Below are 18,485 nucleotides of genomic sequence, written 5' to 3' on the forward strand. Positions count from 1 at the left end.
GATTTGTTTATGGACTGCATCCCGTTGCCAGGGCAAGCAGAAGAGGAGTCCTGCTGAAATGTATAGAATTTTTTTCGTTTGGTGAACTTCCGTCTCCTGCTTTTTCACCCCTATGTATTTCTAAATTACCCTAATATTTGGGCGCATAACAATCATATGCCATTATCTTTACTTTTATGAAACGCTGACAGGAAAATAGAATTTAATTTTTAAATTTTTGTAAGTCCGGGTTTGTTGAAATTAGGAAGTAGTTAAAGATCTTTAGCAGAAGAGCAACTTCCCCGCAGGAACTTCAGTGCTTTACCTGGAGAAGTGTTTGGCTGTAGTGGTTTCGTCTATATCCGATTTTTCTGAAAGAAAACGATTTGCATCGTCCTATCGAAAAGACGTTAAAATCGCGAATTTTCAGTAAAATTATTTCCGTGTTTTCTTGAGTTCTTTTGGGAACAACTGGTTTGACAGGACAGGAAATTTTCCGTATCCTTTACACTTGTGATATAGAGAAACTTCATTCAGTGGGGATTCTTCATCCGCTGCTGGTTTTTAGTTGATCAATTCGGTCTTTAAATGTCAGTAGGCCCCCGCTATAAAAAGTGGGGGTCTAGCTGGCCGTTAAAACGGGATAAAAAAAGGAGGGTACTATATGAAAAAAGTAACCAATGTTTTTTGGATAGCTCTTGCACTTGTATTATTGGCCATTGGCTACGGCGCATTTGCACCCGATAATTTTGCAGGAGTTACAGGGAATATAAAATCGTTCTTGACAACTTCGTTCGGGTGGTATTATTTATTGATTGTTTCCATCATGGTTATATTCTGCCTATTTTTCGTCGTCAGTCCGATGGGACAGATCAAACTGGGTAAAGATACAGATAAACCCGAGTTCTCGTTCGGGACATGGATTGCCATGCTGTTTTCAGCAGGAATGGGGATCGGTCTTGTTTTCTGGGGAGCGGCAGAGCCGTTGTCGCATTTTGCGATCGACCCGGCAACTGCTGAACCTGGAAGTGCTGAAGCAATGCGCGAATCAATGCGTTTCAGCTTTTTCCACTGGGGGATTCATGCGTGGGCAATTTATGCCGTAGTGGCATTGGCACTTGCTTATTCCCAGTTCCGAAAAGGGGAACCTGGATTGGTTTCCGCGACCTTGAAACCCTTGTTCGGAGATAAAATGAAAGGGCCTTGGGGAACGCTTGTCGATGTTATCGCTGTTTTTGCAACAGTTGTTGGTGTCGCAACTACCCTTGGGTTTGGCGCTATCCAAATCAACGGGGGCCTTGCCTACCTATTTGATGGTATTCCGGGAGACAGCTTCGCCATTCAATTGGTCATCATCGCCATTGTAACGGTCCTGTTCATGATCTCGGCTTGGTCTGGATTGAGCAAAGGAATCAAGTACCTGTCCAATATCAATATGGTGCTGGCAGTCACCTTGCTTCTGGCAGTTATCATTCTTGGACCTACCTTATTGATTATGAATATGTTCACCGATACGATCGGCACGTACTTCCAGAACCTGGTTCAGATGAGTTTCCGTGCAGGTCCTATTGATGAGGAAAATCGTGCCTGGATTGATGGATGGACCATCTTCTATTGGGCATGGTGGATTTCATGGGCGCCATTCGTCGGTATATTCATTGCCCGCGTATCCAGAGGACGGACGATTCGCCAGTTTCTATTAGGCGTCCTGCTGATTCCGACCTTCATCAGTTTCCTTTGGTTCGCGGCTTTTGGTACGACGGCTATCGATGTACAGAATAGCGGAGTGGATTTAACAGGATTGCTAACAGAAGAAACGCTGTTTGCAGTGTTTAATGAATTGCCTCTAGGTGTTATGCTATCAGTCATTGCGATTTTCCTGATTACGACATTCTTCGTCACTTCTGCCGATTCCGCGACATTTGTTCTCGGAATGCAGACAACAGGCGGTTCGTTGTATCCGCAAAATGCAGTGAAATTTACATGGGGGATTGCCCAATCGGCAATCGCTGTGATTTTATTGTCAACTGGTGGGCTTGGTACATTACAGACGGTGCTGATCATTGCGGCGTTCCCGTTCTCGATCATCATGCTGTTGATGATGGCATCCTTCTACAAAGCATTGAATATCGAATACAAAGCTATAAAACGCAAACGTTAAAACCGCCGCTTCGGCGGTTTTTTCATTGGAAAAGCGTTATAATGGAAATCAGGCAACGACAGGATGGGGGATTTTTAGCATGGAGAAACCGCATGTATTATTAGTGGATGGTATGGCGCTGCTGTTCCGCTCATTTTTCGCGACATCGGCCGTCGGACAATATTTCCGGACGACTGAAGGCTTGGCGACGAATGGCGTACAGGGATTTGCTAGACACGTGTTGGCAGCGAAAACGATGATGAAGCCGACTCATATGGCAGTTTGCTGGGACATGGGAGCACGGACGTTCCGGACGGATCTGTTCGATGGCTATAAAGCGAACCGGCCGGCACCTCCAGAGGACATGGTCCACCAGTTTGGTCTGGCTCAATCGATCTCCGAGCAGCTTGGCTGGATGAATTATGGCGAGGTGGGAATCGAAGCGGATGACTTTATCGGTTCTTTTACCAAACAATGGCAGGACCAGGTGGACTTTACCATTATCACAGGCGACAAGGATATGCTGCAACTATTGTCGCCTTCAGTCAGTATCGCATTTATGAAAAAAGGATTTCACATTTACGATGTCTATACCGAAGCACGATTCATCGAAGAGTATGACATACAGCCTGGGCAATTTGCAGATGTCAAAGCGTTCATGGGCGACCCGAGCGACGGCTATCCCGGAGTCAAAGGAATTGGTCCGAAGACAGCACTACAGCTGATCCGGGATTATGGCTCAACAGACGGTGTGCTCGAGGCCATCGATAAGTTAAAACCGGCACAGAAAAAGAAAATCGACGAGCATAAGGAAATGCTGCTGCTCTCAAAAAAACTGGCTGTCATCAAATGTGACATCCAGCTGGAGGTGCCGTTGGAGAAACTGATTGTTCCTGCATACACCCAAGACCATATTCAATTATGCCGTGACCAGCAATTGCTGCTGCTTGCCAAACAACTGGAGAAAGATGTTGGGGTCACTGCCGATCCTTGGGCTTAATCTTCACAAAGGTCAGCACTTTACGATTTTCCAGATAAGAAACCGTCCGCATTTTGCTGGGACGGTTTTTTTGTCCGTTGTCATGGATATAGAGAAGCAGGTCGTCTGCTTCCTGTTTAAAACCGATCAGCGGCACCCAATGATAGCTGTAAAGCGGCTTTGAAAACCATTGGAAGGTGAAATAACGGTCAAACTTCATAGCAAGCGGGCGGCCAGCCAATAATTCTTCTTTCACTTCCTCAATGCTCCGGACTTTTTGTACCTCGTAGCGCATGCCAGAGATTTTGTGGAAATTCCGCAGCAACCGCCAGGTAAACAAACCAATAGGAGTCGTGCCAAGCAGCCGGTAAAGCTGGTTGACGCCAAGTTCTATCCCTTCATGAAACTGGAGGATGGCAGCGGCTGTCACAGGGCCGCATGCGGAAGTACGGTACTTTTTGAGGATAGCCTCATTATGCTGGGAAAGCCCCTGAAAAGCGATTAGTTTCTTCACCTCTATCACCTCCGAATCTTATTCAGCGTTAAAGTTTGGACAGCAATTGGTCATTTTCAGTGAGCAGCTGCTTCAAAGCGATACGGAAAGTCGTGTACACTTCCAGCTCGACTTGAATTCCGGCATGGACGATATCACGGACAAATAACGGATTGGAACCTGCATACATTTCACGCAGACCCATCAGGCCCAAAGCGGAATTCAGCTGGCTCAATTCACTGGCCGATCCATTATAATCGAATCCGGTGGAGTTTTAATAGTAGGTTTGGATAAGTTAAATGAAACAATCTGTATGCCAGATAAAAAAACCAAGTTCTAAAATATTAACGACTGATATCAATTAGCTCAATTTAATTGCAGCGAAAAAAACGAGCAGGCGTGAGCCTACTCGTTTTGGTCATTCAGAAATTCTGTAACCGATTCAGGTGACTTGGCATTGGCGCTGTGAAGATGAGCTGTTTTTTCGCCGTCTTTAAAGATCAGCAAGCTCGGTATGCCCATGACGTCATATTTTTCAGCAAGGTTGGGAAGCTCGTCGCGATTGACGTCAACCCACTGATACTGATTGAATTCTTCGATGATCGGATCGATGAACATATCCATGCGCGTGCAGTCTGGGCACCATCCAGCCTGAAATTTCACAACGACCGGTTGTGTACCGTTTATAACTTCATTGAATTGCTCGTTCGTATTGAGTGATTTCATTTGTATTGCCTCCTTATAGGTTCTCTTTCAGTTTACCGTGCTTTGGCTAAATCGCAAAGAATTTGTTCCTGAAAATTTTTGGGAGTTTTTAACGATTAAATATTGCGAAAAAACGGAATATAACTTACACTAAGAGACATAGAGAACGTTCTATTTTTTTTAATTAAAAAATGAATGAGTATTCATTCAAAAATTCAAGGAGGGTTTGCTAGTGGCTTACCAAATTAGAAAAGCGGCTGTACTCGGTTCAGGTGTAATGGGTTCGGGAATTGCAGCGCACCTTGCAAATATAGGAATCCCTGTATTATTGCTTGATATTGTTCCGCGTGAATTATCGAAGGAAGAACAGGCAAAAGGGTTAGCTCTTGAAGACAAGGCGGTACGCAATCGAATTGCAACCGGCTCTATACAGAAACTGCTCAAGCAGAAACCTGCTCCATTAACAGCTAAAAAGAACCTTCAATTGATCACGCCAGGAAACCTGGAAGACGATCTGGAAAAACTAAAAGACGTCGACTGGATCATTGAAGTCATCGTTGAAAACCTTGACGTAAAAAAATCCCTATATGAAAAGATTGATGGTGTCAGAAAAGACGGCACCATCATTTCATCCAATACATCAGGCATCAGCATTAATGCGATGGTGGAAGGTCGCTCAGAAGATTTCGGCAAGCATTTCCTGGGAACTCACTTTTTCAATCCACCGCGTTACCTGAAACTGCTGGAAGTTATTCCTGCGACAACAACTGCTCCAGAAGTAGTGGAGTTTATGACAGCATTTGGAGAAGACCGTTTGGGCAAAGGCGTGGTTATTGCAAAAGATACACCGAACTTTATCGCCAACCGGATCGGAACTTATGGTTTATTGGTGACCTTGCGTGAAATGATGGCACGCGGCTATTCAATTGGGGAAGTGGACTCGGTTACCGGACCATTGATCGGCCGACCGAAATCAGCGACTTTCCGCACTTTGGATGTTGTTGGACTGGATACTTTCATGCATGTGGCAAAAAATGTCTACGACCAGACTTCTGGTGAAGAACAAAAGGTATTTGAAGCGCCTGAGTTCATGACTAAAATGGTTCAGAACGGCTGGCTTGGAGCTAAATCCGGGCAAGGATTCTTCCTGAAAAAAGACAAAGAGATTCTGGAGCTTGATCCGGAAACACTTGAGTACCGTGCAGCCGGCAAATTGAAAACACCTTCACAGGAAATGGCGAAGCAACAAAAAGGCCTCGCAGCTAAAATGAAGACGCTTGTATATGCAGAAGACCGTACCGGTGAACTGCTTTGGAGCATCTTAGCTCCAACATTGCGCTATTCAGCCCAATTGAACGGGGAAATCGCAGACGATATCGTGGCCATCGACAATGCCATGAAATGGGGCTTTGGCTGGGAACAAGGGCCGTTTGAAACCTGGGATGCGATTGGTGTTAAAAAATCAGTTGAGAAAATGAAGCTGGAAGGGCATCCAGTTCCGGCATTCGCTCAGGCTTTGCTCGACAGCGAAAACGAAACCTTCTATAAAGAAGAAGACGGTGATCTTCATTTCTTTGACGGCACGTCTTATCAACCAGTCCCGGTCAATGAAAAAGTTATCGACTTGAAGCGCTACAAGAAAAAGCATGGCGTCATCAAATCAAATTCGGGGGCAAGCCTGATCGACTTGGGTGACGGCATTGCCTTGCTGGAATTCCATTCACACTCGAATGCGATCGGCTTGGATATCATGCAGATGATCAATTACGCGGTCGACGAAGTGGAGAAAAACTTCAAAGGGCTTGTCATTGGCAACCAGGGCAAGAACTTCTGCGTCGGTGCAAACCTCGGCATGATCCTGATGGAAGCACAGGACGACAATATTTTTGAGCTGGATTTCACAATCAAGACTTTCCAGAATGCCATGATGAAAATCAAATACAGCAATAAACCAGTTGTAGCAGCTCCATTCGGCATGGCCCTTGGCGGAGGTGCAGAAGTGGCGTTGCCGGCAGCGCATATCCAGGCTTCTATGGAAACCTATATGGGCTTAGTGGAAGCAGGCGTCGGGCTGATTCCTGGCGGCGGCGGAAACAAAGAACTTTATATGAAGCAATTGAAAGGTCTGCCAAATGGCGTGACAGTCGATTACCAGAATATCGCCAGCAAAGTGTTCGAATCGATTGCGATGGCAAAAGTCTCCACTTCAGCAGAAGAAGCACGCGAAAACAACTTCCTGAATTTTGTGGACGGTATCAGCGTTAACAGCGATCACTTGATCTATGATGCAAAACAAGCGGCTTTGTCGCTGTATGAAAATGGCTACCAGGCGCCTTTGCGCGAAAAAGTTCCAGTCACGGGCGAACCTGGCTATGCTACCCTGCTTTTGGGTGCGGAAGGCATGTTCATTTCAGGCTATATCAGTGAATACGACTTGAAAATCGCCAAAAAACTGGCGTTTGTGCTGTCAGGCGGGAAAGTTCCATATGGCACGAAAGTAGATGAGCAATACCTGCTTGATCTTGAGCGACAGGCATTCTTAAGTCTGGTAGCTGAACCGAAAACCCAGCAGCGCATGCAGCATATGCTGGTCAAAGGAAAACCGTTACGCAATTAATCGTTGATCATAAAAGGAGGAAATATACATGCGTGAAGCAGTAATCGTGGCCAGTGCTCGGACACCGGTCGGAAAAGCAGGAAAAGGTTCTTTAGCGACTGTACGTCCGGATGATTTCGGCGCATTGGTTGTAAGAGAAGCTCTACAGCGGGCTGGCGGATATGATGGGCCGATAGATGATTTGATTATGGGCTGTGCCATGCCGGAAGCCGAACAGGGCATGAACATCGCCCGCAACATCGGAGCACTTGCAGGATTGCCGGATACGGTTTCAGCCGTTACCGTCAACCGCTTCTGTTCTTCAGGCCTTCAGTCGATCGCCTATGCAGCAGAACGCATTATGGTCGGTTCAGCCGAAGCAATCATTGCAGGTGGTGTGGAATCAATGAGCATGGTGCCAATGATGGGCAACGTCATCCGTCCAAACGCGAAATTGGCTGAAACAGCTCCTCAATATTATATGAGCATGGGCCACACCGCAGAACAGGTAGCGACGCAGTACGGCGTCAGTCGGGAAGACCAGGATGCCTTTTCTGTCCGATCGCATGAAAAAGCGGCAGCAGCCATTGCAGCCGGAAACTTTGATGAAGAAATTGTTCCAGTCGAAGTAATCAAACGATATGTAGATGAAAACAATAAATATCAGGAAAAATCCTCTATGTTTGAAATGGATGAAGGCGTCCGCCACGGAACTAGCATCCAGACTTTAAACAAATTGCGTTCAGCCTTCTCAGCACGCGGAACGGTTACCGCCGGAAACTCCTCACAAACTTCTGACGGCGCCGGTGCATTACTGGTGATGGACCGCGAAAAAGCAGAGGCATTGGGGTTGAAGCCAATCGCTAAATTCCGTTCATTCGCAACTGGCGGCGTACCGCCTGAAGTTATGGGAATCGGACCGGTTGTCGCGATTCCAAAAGCCTTGAAATTGGCCGGATTGACCATTGAAGACATCGATGTCTGGGAATTGAACGAAGCTTTCGCTTCTCAGTCGCTTGGTGTTATCCGCACGCTTGGTCTGGATATCGACAAAGTTAACTTTAACGGGGGAGCCATTGCACTGGGCCATCCGCTGGGTGCAACAGGTTCGATCCTGACGATTCGCATGATGAGCGAATTAAAACGCCAAGGCAAACAGTTTGGCGTCGTCACCATGTGTATCGGTGGAGGAATGGGCGCAGCTGGCGTCTTTGAAATGCTGTAGAAATAAATTTGATAAATATTTTGTATGGATATTCCGCAAATCAGCTCCGCTTTCCTACGGGCTTGCGCCGAACTAACTCGGGCTAAACGCCCGAGTGGATTTCTTGTAGATCGTTGCACTGCTCCCTTAGGAGTCTCCGCTGATTTGCTCCATATCCCAATAGTTCATTAAGAAAAAATATTTCTTTATTTATAAGAAAGTCTAGAGTCATAGAAGAAAGAGCGGAAGGCGGCGACTCCTGCGGGAGCAGCGAAGCGATATAAAGTAGACCCCACAGGGCGTAAGCCCGAGGAGGCTTAGCGCTTCGTCGCAAACGAGTCGGGCTGTGCCTGACTCGCTTTCTGCCGGAAAGCGTCCGCCTGGAGCGATTTCTTCAAAATGAAACATAATAAGCAATTACAAAATAGGAGGAATACAAAATGGAGCAATCAAAAACATTGATCAAAGGCGGCAGTTTCTTAATCGAAGATGCGGACCTGTCACGTGTGTTCACACCGGAAGATTTCACGGAAGAACAAAAAATGATCGCAAAGACGACGGAGGATTACGTCAATACAGAAGTAATGCCGGTTGTTGAAAATTTGGAAAACCACGAGTTCGAGCATTCGGTTCGTTTGTTGAAAACAGCTGGAGAACTTGGTCTTCTAGGTGCCGATGTTCCGGAACAATACGGCGGTTTGGGCTTGGATAAAATCGCATCTGCGTTGATTGCTGAAAAAATGTCGAAAGCAGGCGGCTTCTCGATCACTCACGGAGCGCACGTCGGCATCGGTTCATTGCCAATCGTCCTCTTCGGAAATGAAGAACAAAAACAAAGCTACCTGCCAAGATTGGCAACAGGCGAAATGATTGCAGCTTACGCATTGACTGAGCCAAGCTCAGGATCGGATGCACTTGGTGCAAAAACAGTAGCCAAACTGAACGAAGCGGGTACGCATTATGTCTTGAACGGTGAAAAGCAGTGGATCACCAACGCTGGATTTGCGGATGTGTTCGTGGTCTATGCAAAAATTGACGGAGACAAATTCTCAGCCTTTATTGTAGAACGTGAATTCCCTGGTGTTTCTGTTGGGCCGGAAGAAAAGAAAATGGGCATTAAATCGTCTTCGACACGTACATTGATCCTGGAGGATGCTGAAGTTCCTGTGGAAAACCTATTGGGTGAAGCGGGGCGTGGACATATTATCGCGTTCAACATCTTGAACATTGGCCGCTACAAATTAGGAGTGGGTACAATCGGCGCATCTAAACGCGCTATGGAATTGACGATCCCTTATACAAATCAGCGCCAGCAGTTCAAGATGGCGATTTCTTCATTCAACTTGACGCGCGAAAAATTGGCGACGATGGCATCTAAATTGTATGCTGTGGAAAGCTCAGTTTATCGCACCGTCGGTTTGTTCGAAGACCGCATGAGCGGATTTACGGATGAGCAGCAGGCAGATGGCAAACTGGTAGCTGACTCGATCGCTGAATTTGCTGTGGAATGCTCACTGAATAAATTTTTTGGTACAGAAACATTGGATTACATCGTGGACGAGGGTGTTCAACTGCATGGCGGCTACGGCTTTATGCAGGAATATGAAATCGAGCGCATTTACCGCGACTCACGCATCAACCGTATTTTTGAAGGTACCAACGAAATCAACCGTCTGCTGGTACCAGGAACTTTATTGCGCAAAGCGATGAAAGGCGAATTGCCTTTATTGCAGCATGCACAGCAGCTTCAGGAAGAATTGTTGATGATGATGCCTGAAGAAGTGGGCACAGAAGCATTGGCGCAGGAAAAATACCTGGTGAAAAACGCCAAGAAAATCGCATTGCTTGCAACCGGGCTTGCAGCTCAGACCTACGGCACGAAACTGGAAGCGGAGCAGGAAGTTCTTGTCAATATCGCAGACATCGTCAGCAACGTCTTTGCAATGGAGTCGGTAGTGCTTCGTACAGAAAAAGCGATTGCTGCTTCAGGTGAAGAAAAAGCCAAGCAAAAACTTCTATATACACAGATCTACTGCCAGGAAGCATTTGATCAAATCGAAAAGGATGCAAAAGAAACATTGATCGCTGCAATCGAGGGCGACAACCAGCGCATGATGCTTTCTGCATTGCGCAAATTGACTCGCTCAACGCCTTACAATGTCATCGCGAAAAAACGCGAAGCAGCTGTCAAGCTGATCGACGTTGAAAAATACGTCGTATAATGAATGAGGAAAACAGGCAAACCCGATAAAATCGAGTTTGCCTGTTTTTTATTCATCGACCGACTGCCTTCTTTTTGGTAAGCTTGAAAAAAGGGGGTTCTAAATTGATTACGTATTACGCATATCCAAAATGTATAACTTGCCGCAAAGCGAAAAGCTGGCTGGAACAAAATGGCGTGGAGTACAATGAAGTTCACATTGCAGAGAATCCGCCAACAAAAGAACAAATGGCTGAAATCCATCAGGCAAGTGGTTTAGAATTGAAGAAGTTTTTCAATACGAGCGGTCTGGTTTATCGTTCGCTGAGCTTGAAAGACAAGCTGTCTGACATGACACAAGAACAGCAATTAGAGCTTCTAGCTTCAAATGGCATGCTGATCAAACGCCCGTTGGCTTGGGATGGCAAAAATGTGACACTTGGCTTTAAAGAAGCAGACTATCAAAATAGCTGGTTGTAAGGAGGACCTCGTCATCTTGTATTTCACAGCTGTTTATGTCAAACTGAACTTGAATGAACTACATAATTTGGAGGGGTCAAGATGAGCACACCAGCAGAACTTCGTTATTCAAAAGAACATGAATGGGTCAAAGTCGAAGACGGCAATGCGCGTATTGGAATTACTCATTTCGCACAGGCTGAATTGGGAGATATCGTTTTCGTGGAGCTTCCACAAGTTGGCGATGAACTGAAAAAAGACCAGCCTTTTGGTAGTGTTGAATCCGTTAAAACGGTTTCGGAATTGTATGCGCCAATCAGCGGCAAAGTGATCGAGGTCAACGCTGAGCTTGAAGACAGCCCGGAATTCGTCAACGAGTCACCATACGAACAGGCTTGGATGGTCGTTATTGAAGCCCCTTCTGAAGAAGAAGTCAATGAATTGATGACAGCAGACCAATACAAAGAAATGATCAACGAGTAATCCCTTAAAAGCGCCTGTGTTTTGGCGCTTTTTTTCGTTCCGATTCTTTCGTCTGTTTTGAAGGTGCGATCTTTTGTTTACGTATCGAGGCCTGAAAAAGTGTTGAAAATAGACTAAAGCCAGATTCATTGTTATTTTAAAAGTACGGATTAAGCCGCATATGCACAAGCTGAAAAGTGAAGGGAATTTATGGACTGGCAATAGCAGCAGTATTGTGGGAAGTACAAAATCGTTTAGTATTAATGGACATCAGAACTTTTCTTATTCTATATTCAATGGGGTGGGTGTTTATGGGAAAGGTGATTGTGGTGGAGGGGATCAGTGATAAGTCGAGGATTGCTCCGCTCATTGCAGAACCCGTGACGATTCTTTGCACAAATGGTACAGTAAGTGTATCGAGACTTGAAGAATTATTGCTGCCTTACGAAGGCCAGGACATTATCATATTAGTGGATGCAGACTCTTCAGGAGAAAAACTGCGGAAGCTGGTTAAGCGTGAATTTCCCGAAGCCCGCCACTTTTACGTCAATCGGAGCTATAAGGAAGTCGCGGCAACGCCGCTCCGAATTCTGATGGACGTGCTCATCACAGCGAATGTCCAGGTCAAAAAGCTATTGATAGAGGGATGAAGAAGATGAAGGAATGGACACATAAAGAATGGATCAAAGAAAAGAATACCAAACACATCACGGCGTTTTATCTGTACACGCCGATGTGTGGAACCTGCCAGGTGGCTTCAAAAATGTTGACTGTTGTCACAGAATTGTTGCCTGACCTCCAGATAGGCAAAGCGAACTTGAATTATGTTCAGGAAATCGCGGGCTTATATGAAGTGGAAAGTGTGCCGTGCCTGCTGATTACGGAGGATGGCAAACTGAAGGAAAAGATTTATGCCTTTCAGTCGGTGCCATATTTATATGGCAAATTAAAATCTGTTGACGAATATAGCCCGACATGGTAAATTGAAATTCTGATAAGAAAAGTACAAGCGTCTTTAGAGTAGCAAGAAGCGCTGTAGCATGAACAAAAAATTCATACGTTCTTATGCTTTCAAATAATTTCATATCGAAACTCTTATTAAGAGTGGTGGAGGGAAGTGCCCTATGAAGCCCGGCAACCGTCATGAAAATGAAATGGTGCCAAATCACACGAAGCGAAAGCTTTGGAAGATGAGAGATTGGTTTCCGTATAATATACGTTTGCCCTTCTGCTCAGTTCTGCGCGGAAGGGCTTTTTATTTTTAGAATGTAGGGGTGTTCAAGAAATGATTGAGTTAAAAAAAGTGACGAAAAAGTTCGATACGGGCAAAGCGGTCCTTACGGCTGTCGACCAAGTCGATTTATCCATTTCTGATGGTGAAATATTCGGCATCATCGGATACAGCGGAGCCGGTAAGAGTACATTGATCCGTTTGCTTAATGGATTGGAAAAACCCAGTTCAGGGACGGTAGAGATTAACGGGCAGACGATTACAGCGATCAAAGGCGGGGAATTGCGCAAAGCCCGCCAGAAGGTCAGCATGATCTTCCAGCATTTTAACTTGCTGTGGTCCCGTACGGTAAAAGAAAACATCGAATTTCCACTTGAAATTGCCGGAGCGGCAAAAGCACAGCGAGGCAAACGGGTTCAGGAGCTGATCGAACTGGTCGGATTGACCGGCCGTGAAAATGCTTATCCATCGGAGCTTTCAGGTGGCCAGAAACAACGCGTCGGCATTGCCCGTGCACTGGCAAACGACCCGGAAGTCCTGTTATGTGATGAAGCGACTTCTGCACTTGACCCTGAAACAACAGATGCGATCTTGGATTTGCTGGTGGACATCAACAAGCGATTGGGATTGACAATTGTCTTGATCACACATGAAATGCACGTCATCCGAAAGATTTGCCACCGCGTGGCAGTCATGGAGGGCGGCCGGGTTGTTGAACTTGGCGATGTACTGAATGTTTTCCAATCACCAAAAGAAGAAATCACCAAACGATTTGTAGCACAGGTGACCGATTCCGGCGATTCGCAGGAAACCATCAAAAACCTGCGGGAATTATACCCGACAGGCGAATTGGTGAAATTGGTTTTTGTCGGTGATCAAACCGAACAGCCAATCCTGACAAAACTCATCCGCAGCCATTCTGTGGAAGTCAATATTGTTCAGGGCAATATCTCGCACACACAGCGCGGGGCCTATGGAACGCTGATTCTCCAGTTAAAAGGCTCAATAACAGAAATTGAAGAAGCACTGGCATTCCTTCGCTCAGAAGATGTTCAGGCGGAGGTGATGCACAATGATTGATTCGTTATTCCCCAATGTAGATTGGGACAGCATGTGGGAAGCCACACTTGAAACACTGTATATGACAGCCTTATCGACCGTATTTACGTTCGTCATCGGTTTAGCTCTCGGGATTTTATTGTTTTTGACGGCACCGAAGCAATTATGGGCAAATAAAATCGTTAATTGGCTGACAGGGGCATTCGTCAATATTTTCCGCTCGATTCCCTTTATTATCCTGATCATCTTATTGATTCCTTTTACTTTGTTCCTGATGGGTTCTATTCGTGGACCCAATGCAGCTTTGCCTGCATTGATCATCGGTTCAGCTCCATTTTATGCGCGTATGGTACTGATTGCATTGAAGGAAATTGATAAAGGCGTCATCGAAGCAGCTCGTTCAATGGGCGCGACGACCGGCACGATTATCTGGAAAGTATTGTTGCCAGAATCGAAACCGGCGTTGATTTCCGGTATAACGGTCACGGCCATTGCATTGGTCGGCTATACAGCCATGGCAGGCATCATTGGTGCTGGCGGCCTTGGAACCTTAGCTTTCCTGGACGGTTTCCAACGGAGCCGTGAAGACGTCACCTTGATGGCGACGATTTTGATCCTGATCATCGTCTTTGTCATTCAGTTTATCGGTGACTTGGTAACAACAAAAGCAGACAAACGGTAATAGCGGATTTTATTTTCCGAGATATATATAAAACACAACAAAAGGGAGAGATTCAACATGAAGAAATTTGTAGCAGGAACAGCATTAACAGCTTTGGTACTCGCAGGATGCGGAAATGGTGGGGAAAGTGAAGAAGAGTCGAACACATTGCGTGTAGGCGCTTCAAACGTGCCGCATGCTGAAATTTTAGAGCAGGCACAACCGATTCTAGAAGAGCAGGGTATTGAGCTTGAAATCGAAACCTACCAGGATTATATCCTGCCGAATGAAGATTTAGAGTCAGGTGAAATTGACGCCAACTATTTCCAGCACATGCCTTATTTGGAGTCTCAAGTAGCGGACCATGGCTATGAATTCGAAAACGCCGGCAGCATCCATATCGAACCGATTGGTGTCTACTCTCAGGATCATACTTCTCTTGATGAACTTCCTGAAGGTGGAACAATCTTGATGAGCAACTCGGTTGCGGATCATGGCCGCATTCTTTCTATGCTTGAAGCTGAAGGCTTGATCACGTTAGCTGAAGGTGTAGAAAAAACAGCTGCTGAAGTGAGCGATGTTGTTGAAAATCCGAAAGATCTTCAATTTGATGCCAACTATGAAGCAGCATTGCTTGTTCAAATGTACGAGTCAGGTGAAGGCGATGCAGTTTTGATCAACTCAAACTATGCGATTGATGCAGACATCAACCCGTTGGAAGATTCGATTGCTCTTGAATCTTCGGATTCACCATACGCCAATATTATTGCGGTGCGCGCTGGTGATGAAGAAAACGACAACATCACAGCATTAGTGGAAGTATTAAAATCCCAGGAAATCCAGGATTTCATTTTGGAAGAATGGGGCGGCTCAGTCGTACCAGTAGAATAATCTTTTAAAAAAGCATCCTCCGGGATGCTTTTTATTTTGTTCAAATAATAAAAATATTTCGTGTTTTAATGTATACCTTACATTTTGAGAAGGTCTGTGCTACTTTTGAATAATGTAAAAGAAGCATTTGTTCATATGAGGGGGACATGTTCATGAAGTTCAATTTTGGTTTGTTGCCGCGTATCGTTGTGGCAATTATTTTAGGGGTGCTAATTGGGTTGATTGCACCAGAAGGTTTGGTGAGGGTCTTTGCGACGTTCACATCGATTTTCGGTAATTTCTTAAACTTTGTCGTGCCGCTGATCATTCTCGGGTTTATTGCTCCGGGAATCGCAAAATTAGGAAAAGGCTCTGGAAAACTCTTGGGAGTAGCTACCGGAGTTGCCTACGCTTCTACGGTTGTAGCAGGAATTATGGCATTCTTTGTTGCGACAATGGTGCTGCCTAACTTTATGAAAGCAGGATCTCTAAGCAGTATGGCAGATCCGGAACATGCTTTGGCAGCTTCGTTAATTGCACTTGATATGCCTCCTGTTTTTGGCGTCATGTCTGCTTTGATCCTGGCTTTCCTTCTGGGTATCGGGATGGCATCGACAGGCAGCAAGACCATGGTATCGTTTTTTGATGAATTCCAGGCGATTATTGAAAAAACGATTTCCTATATCATCATTCCTTTGTTGCCGTTCCATATTTTTGGTATTTTTGCCAATATGGCATATGGTGGAGCAGTCTTTGAAATTTTATCGTTATTTGCTATCGTCTTTGTGATGATCATCATTCTTCACTGGAGCATGCTTTTGCTTCAATATTCAGCTGCTGGAGCTTTGAAAAGCAGAAATCCATTTTCAATCCTGAAAACCATGATGCCTGCTTATTTCACGGCATTGGGTACTCAGTCTTCTGCAGCGACAATCCCGGTTACTTTGCGTCAAGCCCGCAAATCCGGAGCCAATGAACGGGTAGCGGACTTTACAGTTCCGTTATTTGCGACCATCCACTTATCTGGTAGTACTATCACCTTAGTCTCGTGTGCCATCGGTGTTGTACTGTTGACAGGTGGGGTACCGACATTTGGAAGTTTCTTTCCCTTCATTCTAATGCTGGGTGTCACGATGATAGCGGCACCTGGAGTTCCAGGCGGTGCTGTAATGGCAGCAATCGGATTACTGGAAATTATGCTCGGATTTGACCCTACAATGGTTGCTTTGATGATCGCGCTTTATATGGCACAGGACAGCTTTGGTACGGCAGCCAACGTCACTGGTGACGGCGCATTGGCACATATTGTCGACCGTTTCACCAACGGCCGAAAAAGTTTAGAATAGCAGGACTATTCGCCTTATTATGACTGTTTAAAAAGGTCTATTCTATTGGTAATTTCTGTGCTATTATAGCGAAGATATTATACAATAGGGGGAACCAATGTGAAGAAATTATGGGCAATCGGATTAACGGCAGCAGTTCTATTAACTGCCTGTGGAGAAGAGGAATCAACTGAGCCGACGGAAACAACAGCCGGCGCTGAAAGTTCTGGAGACAGTAAAGAAGTTAAGCAGGAACTGATGAAATTTTATATGTCGATTCCAAATGCGATCAATGCGGTGGATGCTGACTTGAATGCATTTGAGATGAATCAGGCAGAAGGCACCTTGCCGGAAGGTGAAGAACTTCAGACGATGAAAAATGCAGCAATCGCTTCTGCTGAAGAAGCAGCGGGCGCTGTCGATACTATAGAAATTCCAGCAGCATTGGAAGAACGGCAAGGAAAGATTGAAACTGCGTTTGCGGCAATGCGCGAATCGTATGAAATGAAAGCCGAAGAATTGACGAAAGATGCATCTTTTGAAGCAGCTGACGAAAAATTCGGAGAAGCCGATGCAATGTTAAACGAATTGCTTGAAGAGCAGGAGTTAGCTGCATCAAGCATTTACAACGAAGTTTCACAATAGATAAAGTGGCCCCTGACAAGCAATTGTCAGGGGTTTTGATTTTAGATCAATGCGAAAAAGTTAGTTTTTCAGTCTGATTTATTCATTCCAACCTATAGAGTGTAACTGTAAGACAAAAGTTCTATTTTCAGATTAATTAGACTATTTATGTGTTTATTTGATATTCCGTGGGGTATAATAGCTAAAGTAATCTACAAAACCCCAAGATTGAAAGGAATGGTTCAATATCGAATCGAACGGAATTGAAAAGACCGAGAAAATGGAACAGGCATTCAGAAATGCACATGGTTTCGGGATTGACGAATATCAAAATGACCCTGATAAAATACTTGAAGTTGAACAGCGCCGTGAACAGGATTATCAGCTAGGCCAAAAAGTAGCCAGTCAAATCGAGCGGCAGGTACATCGAGACTAAATATATGAAAATGAAACCAGCATCTCAAGATGCTGGTTTTTTTATTGATATAATTTCTCAATTAGAACTCTATTATTGAAAATAACGAAGCATGACAGTTATCATGTAGCGCTTTTGCAAAATACTAAGGAATCCAGTATTTTAAAATGTTTTGCCACAGCTTTTTAAGTAGTTTAATGATTTGCCAGTAGGATGGATATGGGTTAAGATTAGAATGATACTAATTAAGAATGGTTTGCCATTCAACATCAACTTTATGGAGGTATTTACATGTCAACTTTGGTCATTAAAGATTTACACGTTAAAATCGAAGACAAAGAGATTTTAAAGGGTGTAGACTTAACAATTAATACAGGTGAAATTCACGCAATCATGGGACCTAACGGTACTGGGAAATCCACTTTAGCATCAGCTATTATGGGCCATCCTAAATACGAAGTTACACAGGGATCCATCACTTTGGACGGCGAAGACGTTCTAGCAATGGAAGTTGATGAACGGGCACGCGCTGGCCTTTTCCTTGGAATGCAATACCCAAGCGAAATTTCTGGGGTAACCAATGCTGACTTTATGCGTTCTGCAATGAATGCACGACGCGAAGAAGGCGACGAGATTTCTTTGATGAAATTCATCCGTGAATTGGATAACAAGATGGAAGTGCTTGATATGGAACAAGAGATGGCACAGCGTTACTTGAACGAAGGTTTCTCAGGCGGGGAAAAGAAACGCAACGAAATTCTTCAATTGATGATGATCAAACCAAAAATCGCGATTCTCGATGAAATCGACTCCGGATTGGATATCGATGCATTGAAAGTCGTTTCAGATGGCATCAACCAAATGAGAAGCGAGAACTTCGGCTGCCTGATCATCACTCACTACCAACGTTTGCTGAACTACATTACGCCTGACCATGTCCATGTAATGATGCAGGGACGCGTCGTGAAATCTGGTGGAGAAGAACTTTCCCAGAAATTGGAGTCAGAAGGCTATGACTGGATCAAAGTGGAACTTGGCATTGAAGACGAGACTGTAGGACAAGCATAATTGAAGGGAGAGACT

The 18,485-nt window shown here is 45.0% G+C and carries 19 protein-coding genes and 1 riboswitch; of the genes, 16 read left to right on the forward strand and 3 right to left on the reverse strand.

Annotated features, from left to right (window positions below):
• Window positions 1–643: 643 nt before the first annotated feature.
• Entirely contained in the window at window positions 644–2,140 is a 1,497-nt protein-coding gene (locus J7I83_RS15460) for a glycine betaine uptake BCCT transporter (protein ID WP_215102166.1), read from the forward strand.
• A gap of 79 nt (window positions 2,141–2,219) precedes the next feature.
• Window positions 2,220–3,119: a 5'-3' exonuclease gene (locus J7I83_RS15465; RefSeq protein ID WP_215102168.1), complete on the forward strand. Its 900-nt coding sequence runs from the start codon at window positions 2,220–2,222 to the stop codon at window positions 3,117–3,119.
• Here the strand turns inward: J7I83_RS15465 and J7I83_RS15470 are convergent.
• From J7I83_RS15470 to J7I83_RS15480, 3 genes are all read right to left on the reverse strand, one after another.
• Window positions 3,097–3,612, reverse strand: coding sequence for a C39 family peptidase (locus tag J7I83_RS15470; RefSeq protein WP_215102170.1), 516 nt, complete (start codon window positions 3,610–3,612; stop codon window positions 3,097–3,099). The two genes, J7I83_RS15465 and J7I83_RS15470, sit on opposite strands and share 23 nt — an antisense overlap.
• Window positions 3,613–3,640: 28 nt before the next feature.
• The gene (locus J7I83_RS15475; RefSeq protein WP_251047679.1) at window positions 3,641–3,826 is read right to left on the reverse strand and encodes a hypothetical protein; all 186 of its coding nucleotides are present in this window, start codon (window positions 3,824–3,826) and stop codon (window positions 3,641–3,643) included.
• 170 nt (window positions 3,827–3,996) lie between these two features.
• A complete protein-coding gene (locus tag J7I83_RS15480) occupies window positions 3,997–4,317 on the reverse strand; it encodes a thioredoxin family protein (protein ID WP_215102172.1) in 321 nt (106 codons plus the stop codon).
• Window positions 4,318–4,528: 211 nt separating this feature from the next.
• Between J7I83_RS15480 and J7I83_RS15485 the strand changes: the two genes are divergently transcribed.
• The 14 genes from J7I83_RS15485 to sufC all read left to right on the forward strand — a co-directional run bounded on the left by J7I83_RS15485 (window position 4,529) and on the right by sufC (window position 18,470).
• Window positions 4,529–6,913 (forward strand): 3-hydroxyacyl-CoA dehydrogenase/enoyl-CoA hydratase family protein, encoded by a 2,385-nt coding sequence (locus tag J7I83_RS15485; protein WP_215102174.1) that lies wholly within the window; start codon window positions 4,529–4,531, stop codon window positions 6,911–6,913.
• 28 nt (window positions 6,914–6,941) lie between these two features.
• On the forward strand, window positions 6,942–8,117 hold the full coding sequence (locus J7I83_RS15490) for an acetyl-CoA C-acetyltransferase (RefSeq protein WP_215102176.1): 1,176 nt from the start codon (window positions 6,942–6,944) through the stop codon (window positions 8,115–8,117).
• A gap of 419 nt (window positions 8,118–8,536) precedes the next feature.
• Window positions 8,537–10,318, forward strand: coding sequence for an acyl-CoA dehydrogenase family protein (locus tag J7I83_RS15495; RefSeq protein ID WP_215102178.1), 1,782 nt, complete (start codon window positions 8,537–8,539; stop codon window positions 10,316–10,318).
• A 104-nt stretch (window positions 10,319–10,422) separates the two neighbouring features.
• Window positions 10,423–10,776 (forward strand): arsenate reductase family protein, encoded by a 354-nt coding sequence (locus J7I83_RS15500; protein WP_215102180.1) that lies wholly within the window; start codon window positions 10,423–10,425, stop codon window positions 10,774–10,776.
• Between the two features lie 81 nt (window positions 10,777–10,857).
• Window positions 10,858–11,238: a glycine cleavage system protein GcvH gene (gene gcvH, locus J7I83_RS15505; RefSeq protein ID WP_215102181.1), complete on the forward strand. Its 381-nt coding sequence runs from the start codon at window positions 10,858–10,860 to the stop codon at window positions 11,236–11,238.
• Between the two features lie 290 nt (window positions 11,239–11,528).
• Window positions 11,529–11,867, forward strand: coding sequence for a toprim domain-containing protein (locus tag J7I83_RS15510; RefSeq protein ID WP_215102183.1), 339 nt, complete (start codon window positions 11,529–11,531; stop codon window positions 11,865–11,867).
• Window positions 11,868–11,872: 5 nt separating this feature from the next.
• A complete protein-coding gene (locus J7I83_RS15515; RefSeq protein ID WP_215102185.1) occupies window positions 11,873–12,199 on the forward strand; it encodes a thioredoxin family protein in 327 nt (108 codons plus the stop codon).
• Between the two features lie 110 nt (window positions 12,200–12,309).
• A riboswitch (SAM riboswitch) is annotated at window positions 12,310–12,414 on the forward strand.
• 88 nt (window positions 12,415–12,502) lie between these two features.
• On the forward strand, window positions 12,503–13,528 hold the full coding sequence (locus J7I83_RS15520; protein ID WP_215102187.1) for a methionine ABC transporter ATP-binding protein: 1,026 nt from the start codon (window positions 12,503–12,505) through the stop codon (window positions 13,526–13,528).
• Entirely contained in the window at window positions 13,521–14,189 is a 669-nt protein-coding gene (locus J7I83_RS15525) for a methionine ABC transporter permease (RefSeq protein ID WP_215102189.1), read from the forward strand. Before J7I83_RS15520 ends, J7I83_RS15525 begins: the two co-directional genes overlap by 8 nt.
• A gap of 57 nt (window positions 14,190–14,246) precedes the next feature.
• The gene (locus tag J7I83_RS15530; protein ID WP_215102191.1) at window positions 14,247–15,059 is read left to right on the forward strand and encodes a MetQ/NlpA family ABC transporter substrate-binding protein; all 813 of its coding nucleotides are present in this window, start codon (window positions 14,247–14,249) and stop codon (window positions 15,057–15,059) included.
• A 152-nt stretch (window positions 15,060–15,211) separates the two neighbouring features.
• The gene (locus J7I83_RS15535) at window positions 15,212–16,384 is read left to right on the forward strand and encodes a dicarboxylate/amino acid:cation symporter (protein ID WP_215102193.1); all 1,173 of its coding nucleotides are present in this window, start codon (window positions 15,212–15,214) and stop codon (window positions 16,382–16,384) included.
• A gap of 99 nt (window positions 16,385–16,483) precedes the next feature.
• Window positions 16,484–17,008: a hypothetical protein gene (locus tag J7I83_RS15540; RefSeq protein ID WP_215102195.1), complete on the forward strand. Its 525-nt coding sequence runs from the start codon at window positions 16,484–16,486 to the stop codon at window positions 17,006–17,008.
• A gap of 259 nt (window positions 17,009–17,267) precedes the next feature.
• Window positions 17,268–17,423: a YuzK family famiily protein gene (locus tag J7I83_RS15545; protein ID WP_215102197.1), complete on the forward strand. Its 156-nt coding sequence runs from the start codon at window positions 17,268–17,270 to the stop codon at window positions 17,421–17,423.
• 264 nt (window positions 17,424–17,687) lie between these two features.
• Window positions 17,688–18,470 carry a Fe-S cluster assembly ATPase SufC gene (gene sufC, locus J7I83_RS15550; protein ID WP_353048298.1) on the forward strand — a complete coding sequence of 261 codons (783 nt, stop codon included), beginning with the start codon at window positions 17,688–17,690 and terminating at the stop codon, window positions 18,468–18,470.
• The last annotated feature ends 15 nt before the right edge of the window (window positions 18,471–18,485 follow it).

The organism is Planococcus sp. ISL-110, assembly GCF_018613575.1.
Classification (GTDB): Bacteria; Bacillota; Bacilli; order Bacillales_A; family Planococcaceae; genus Planococcus.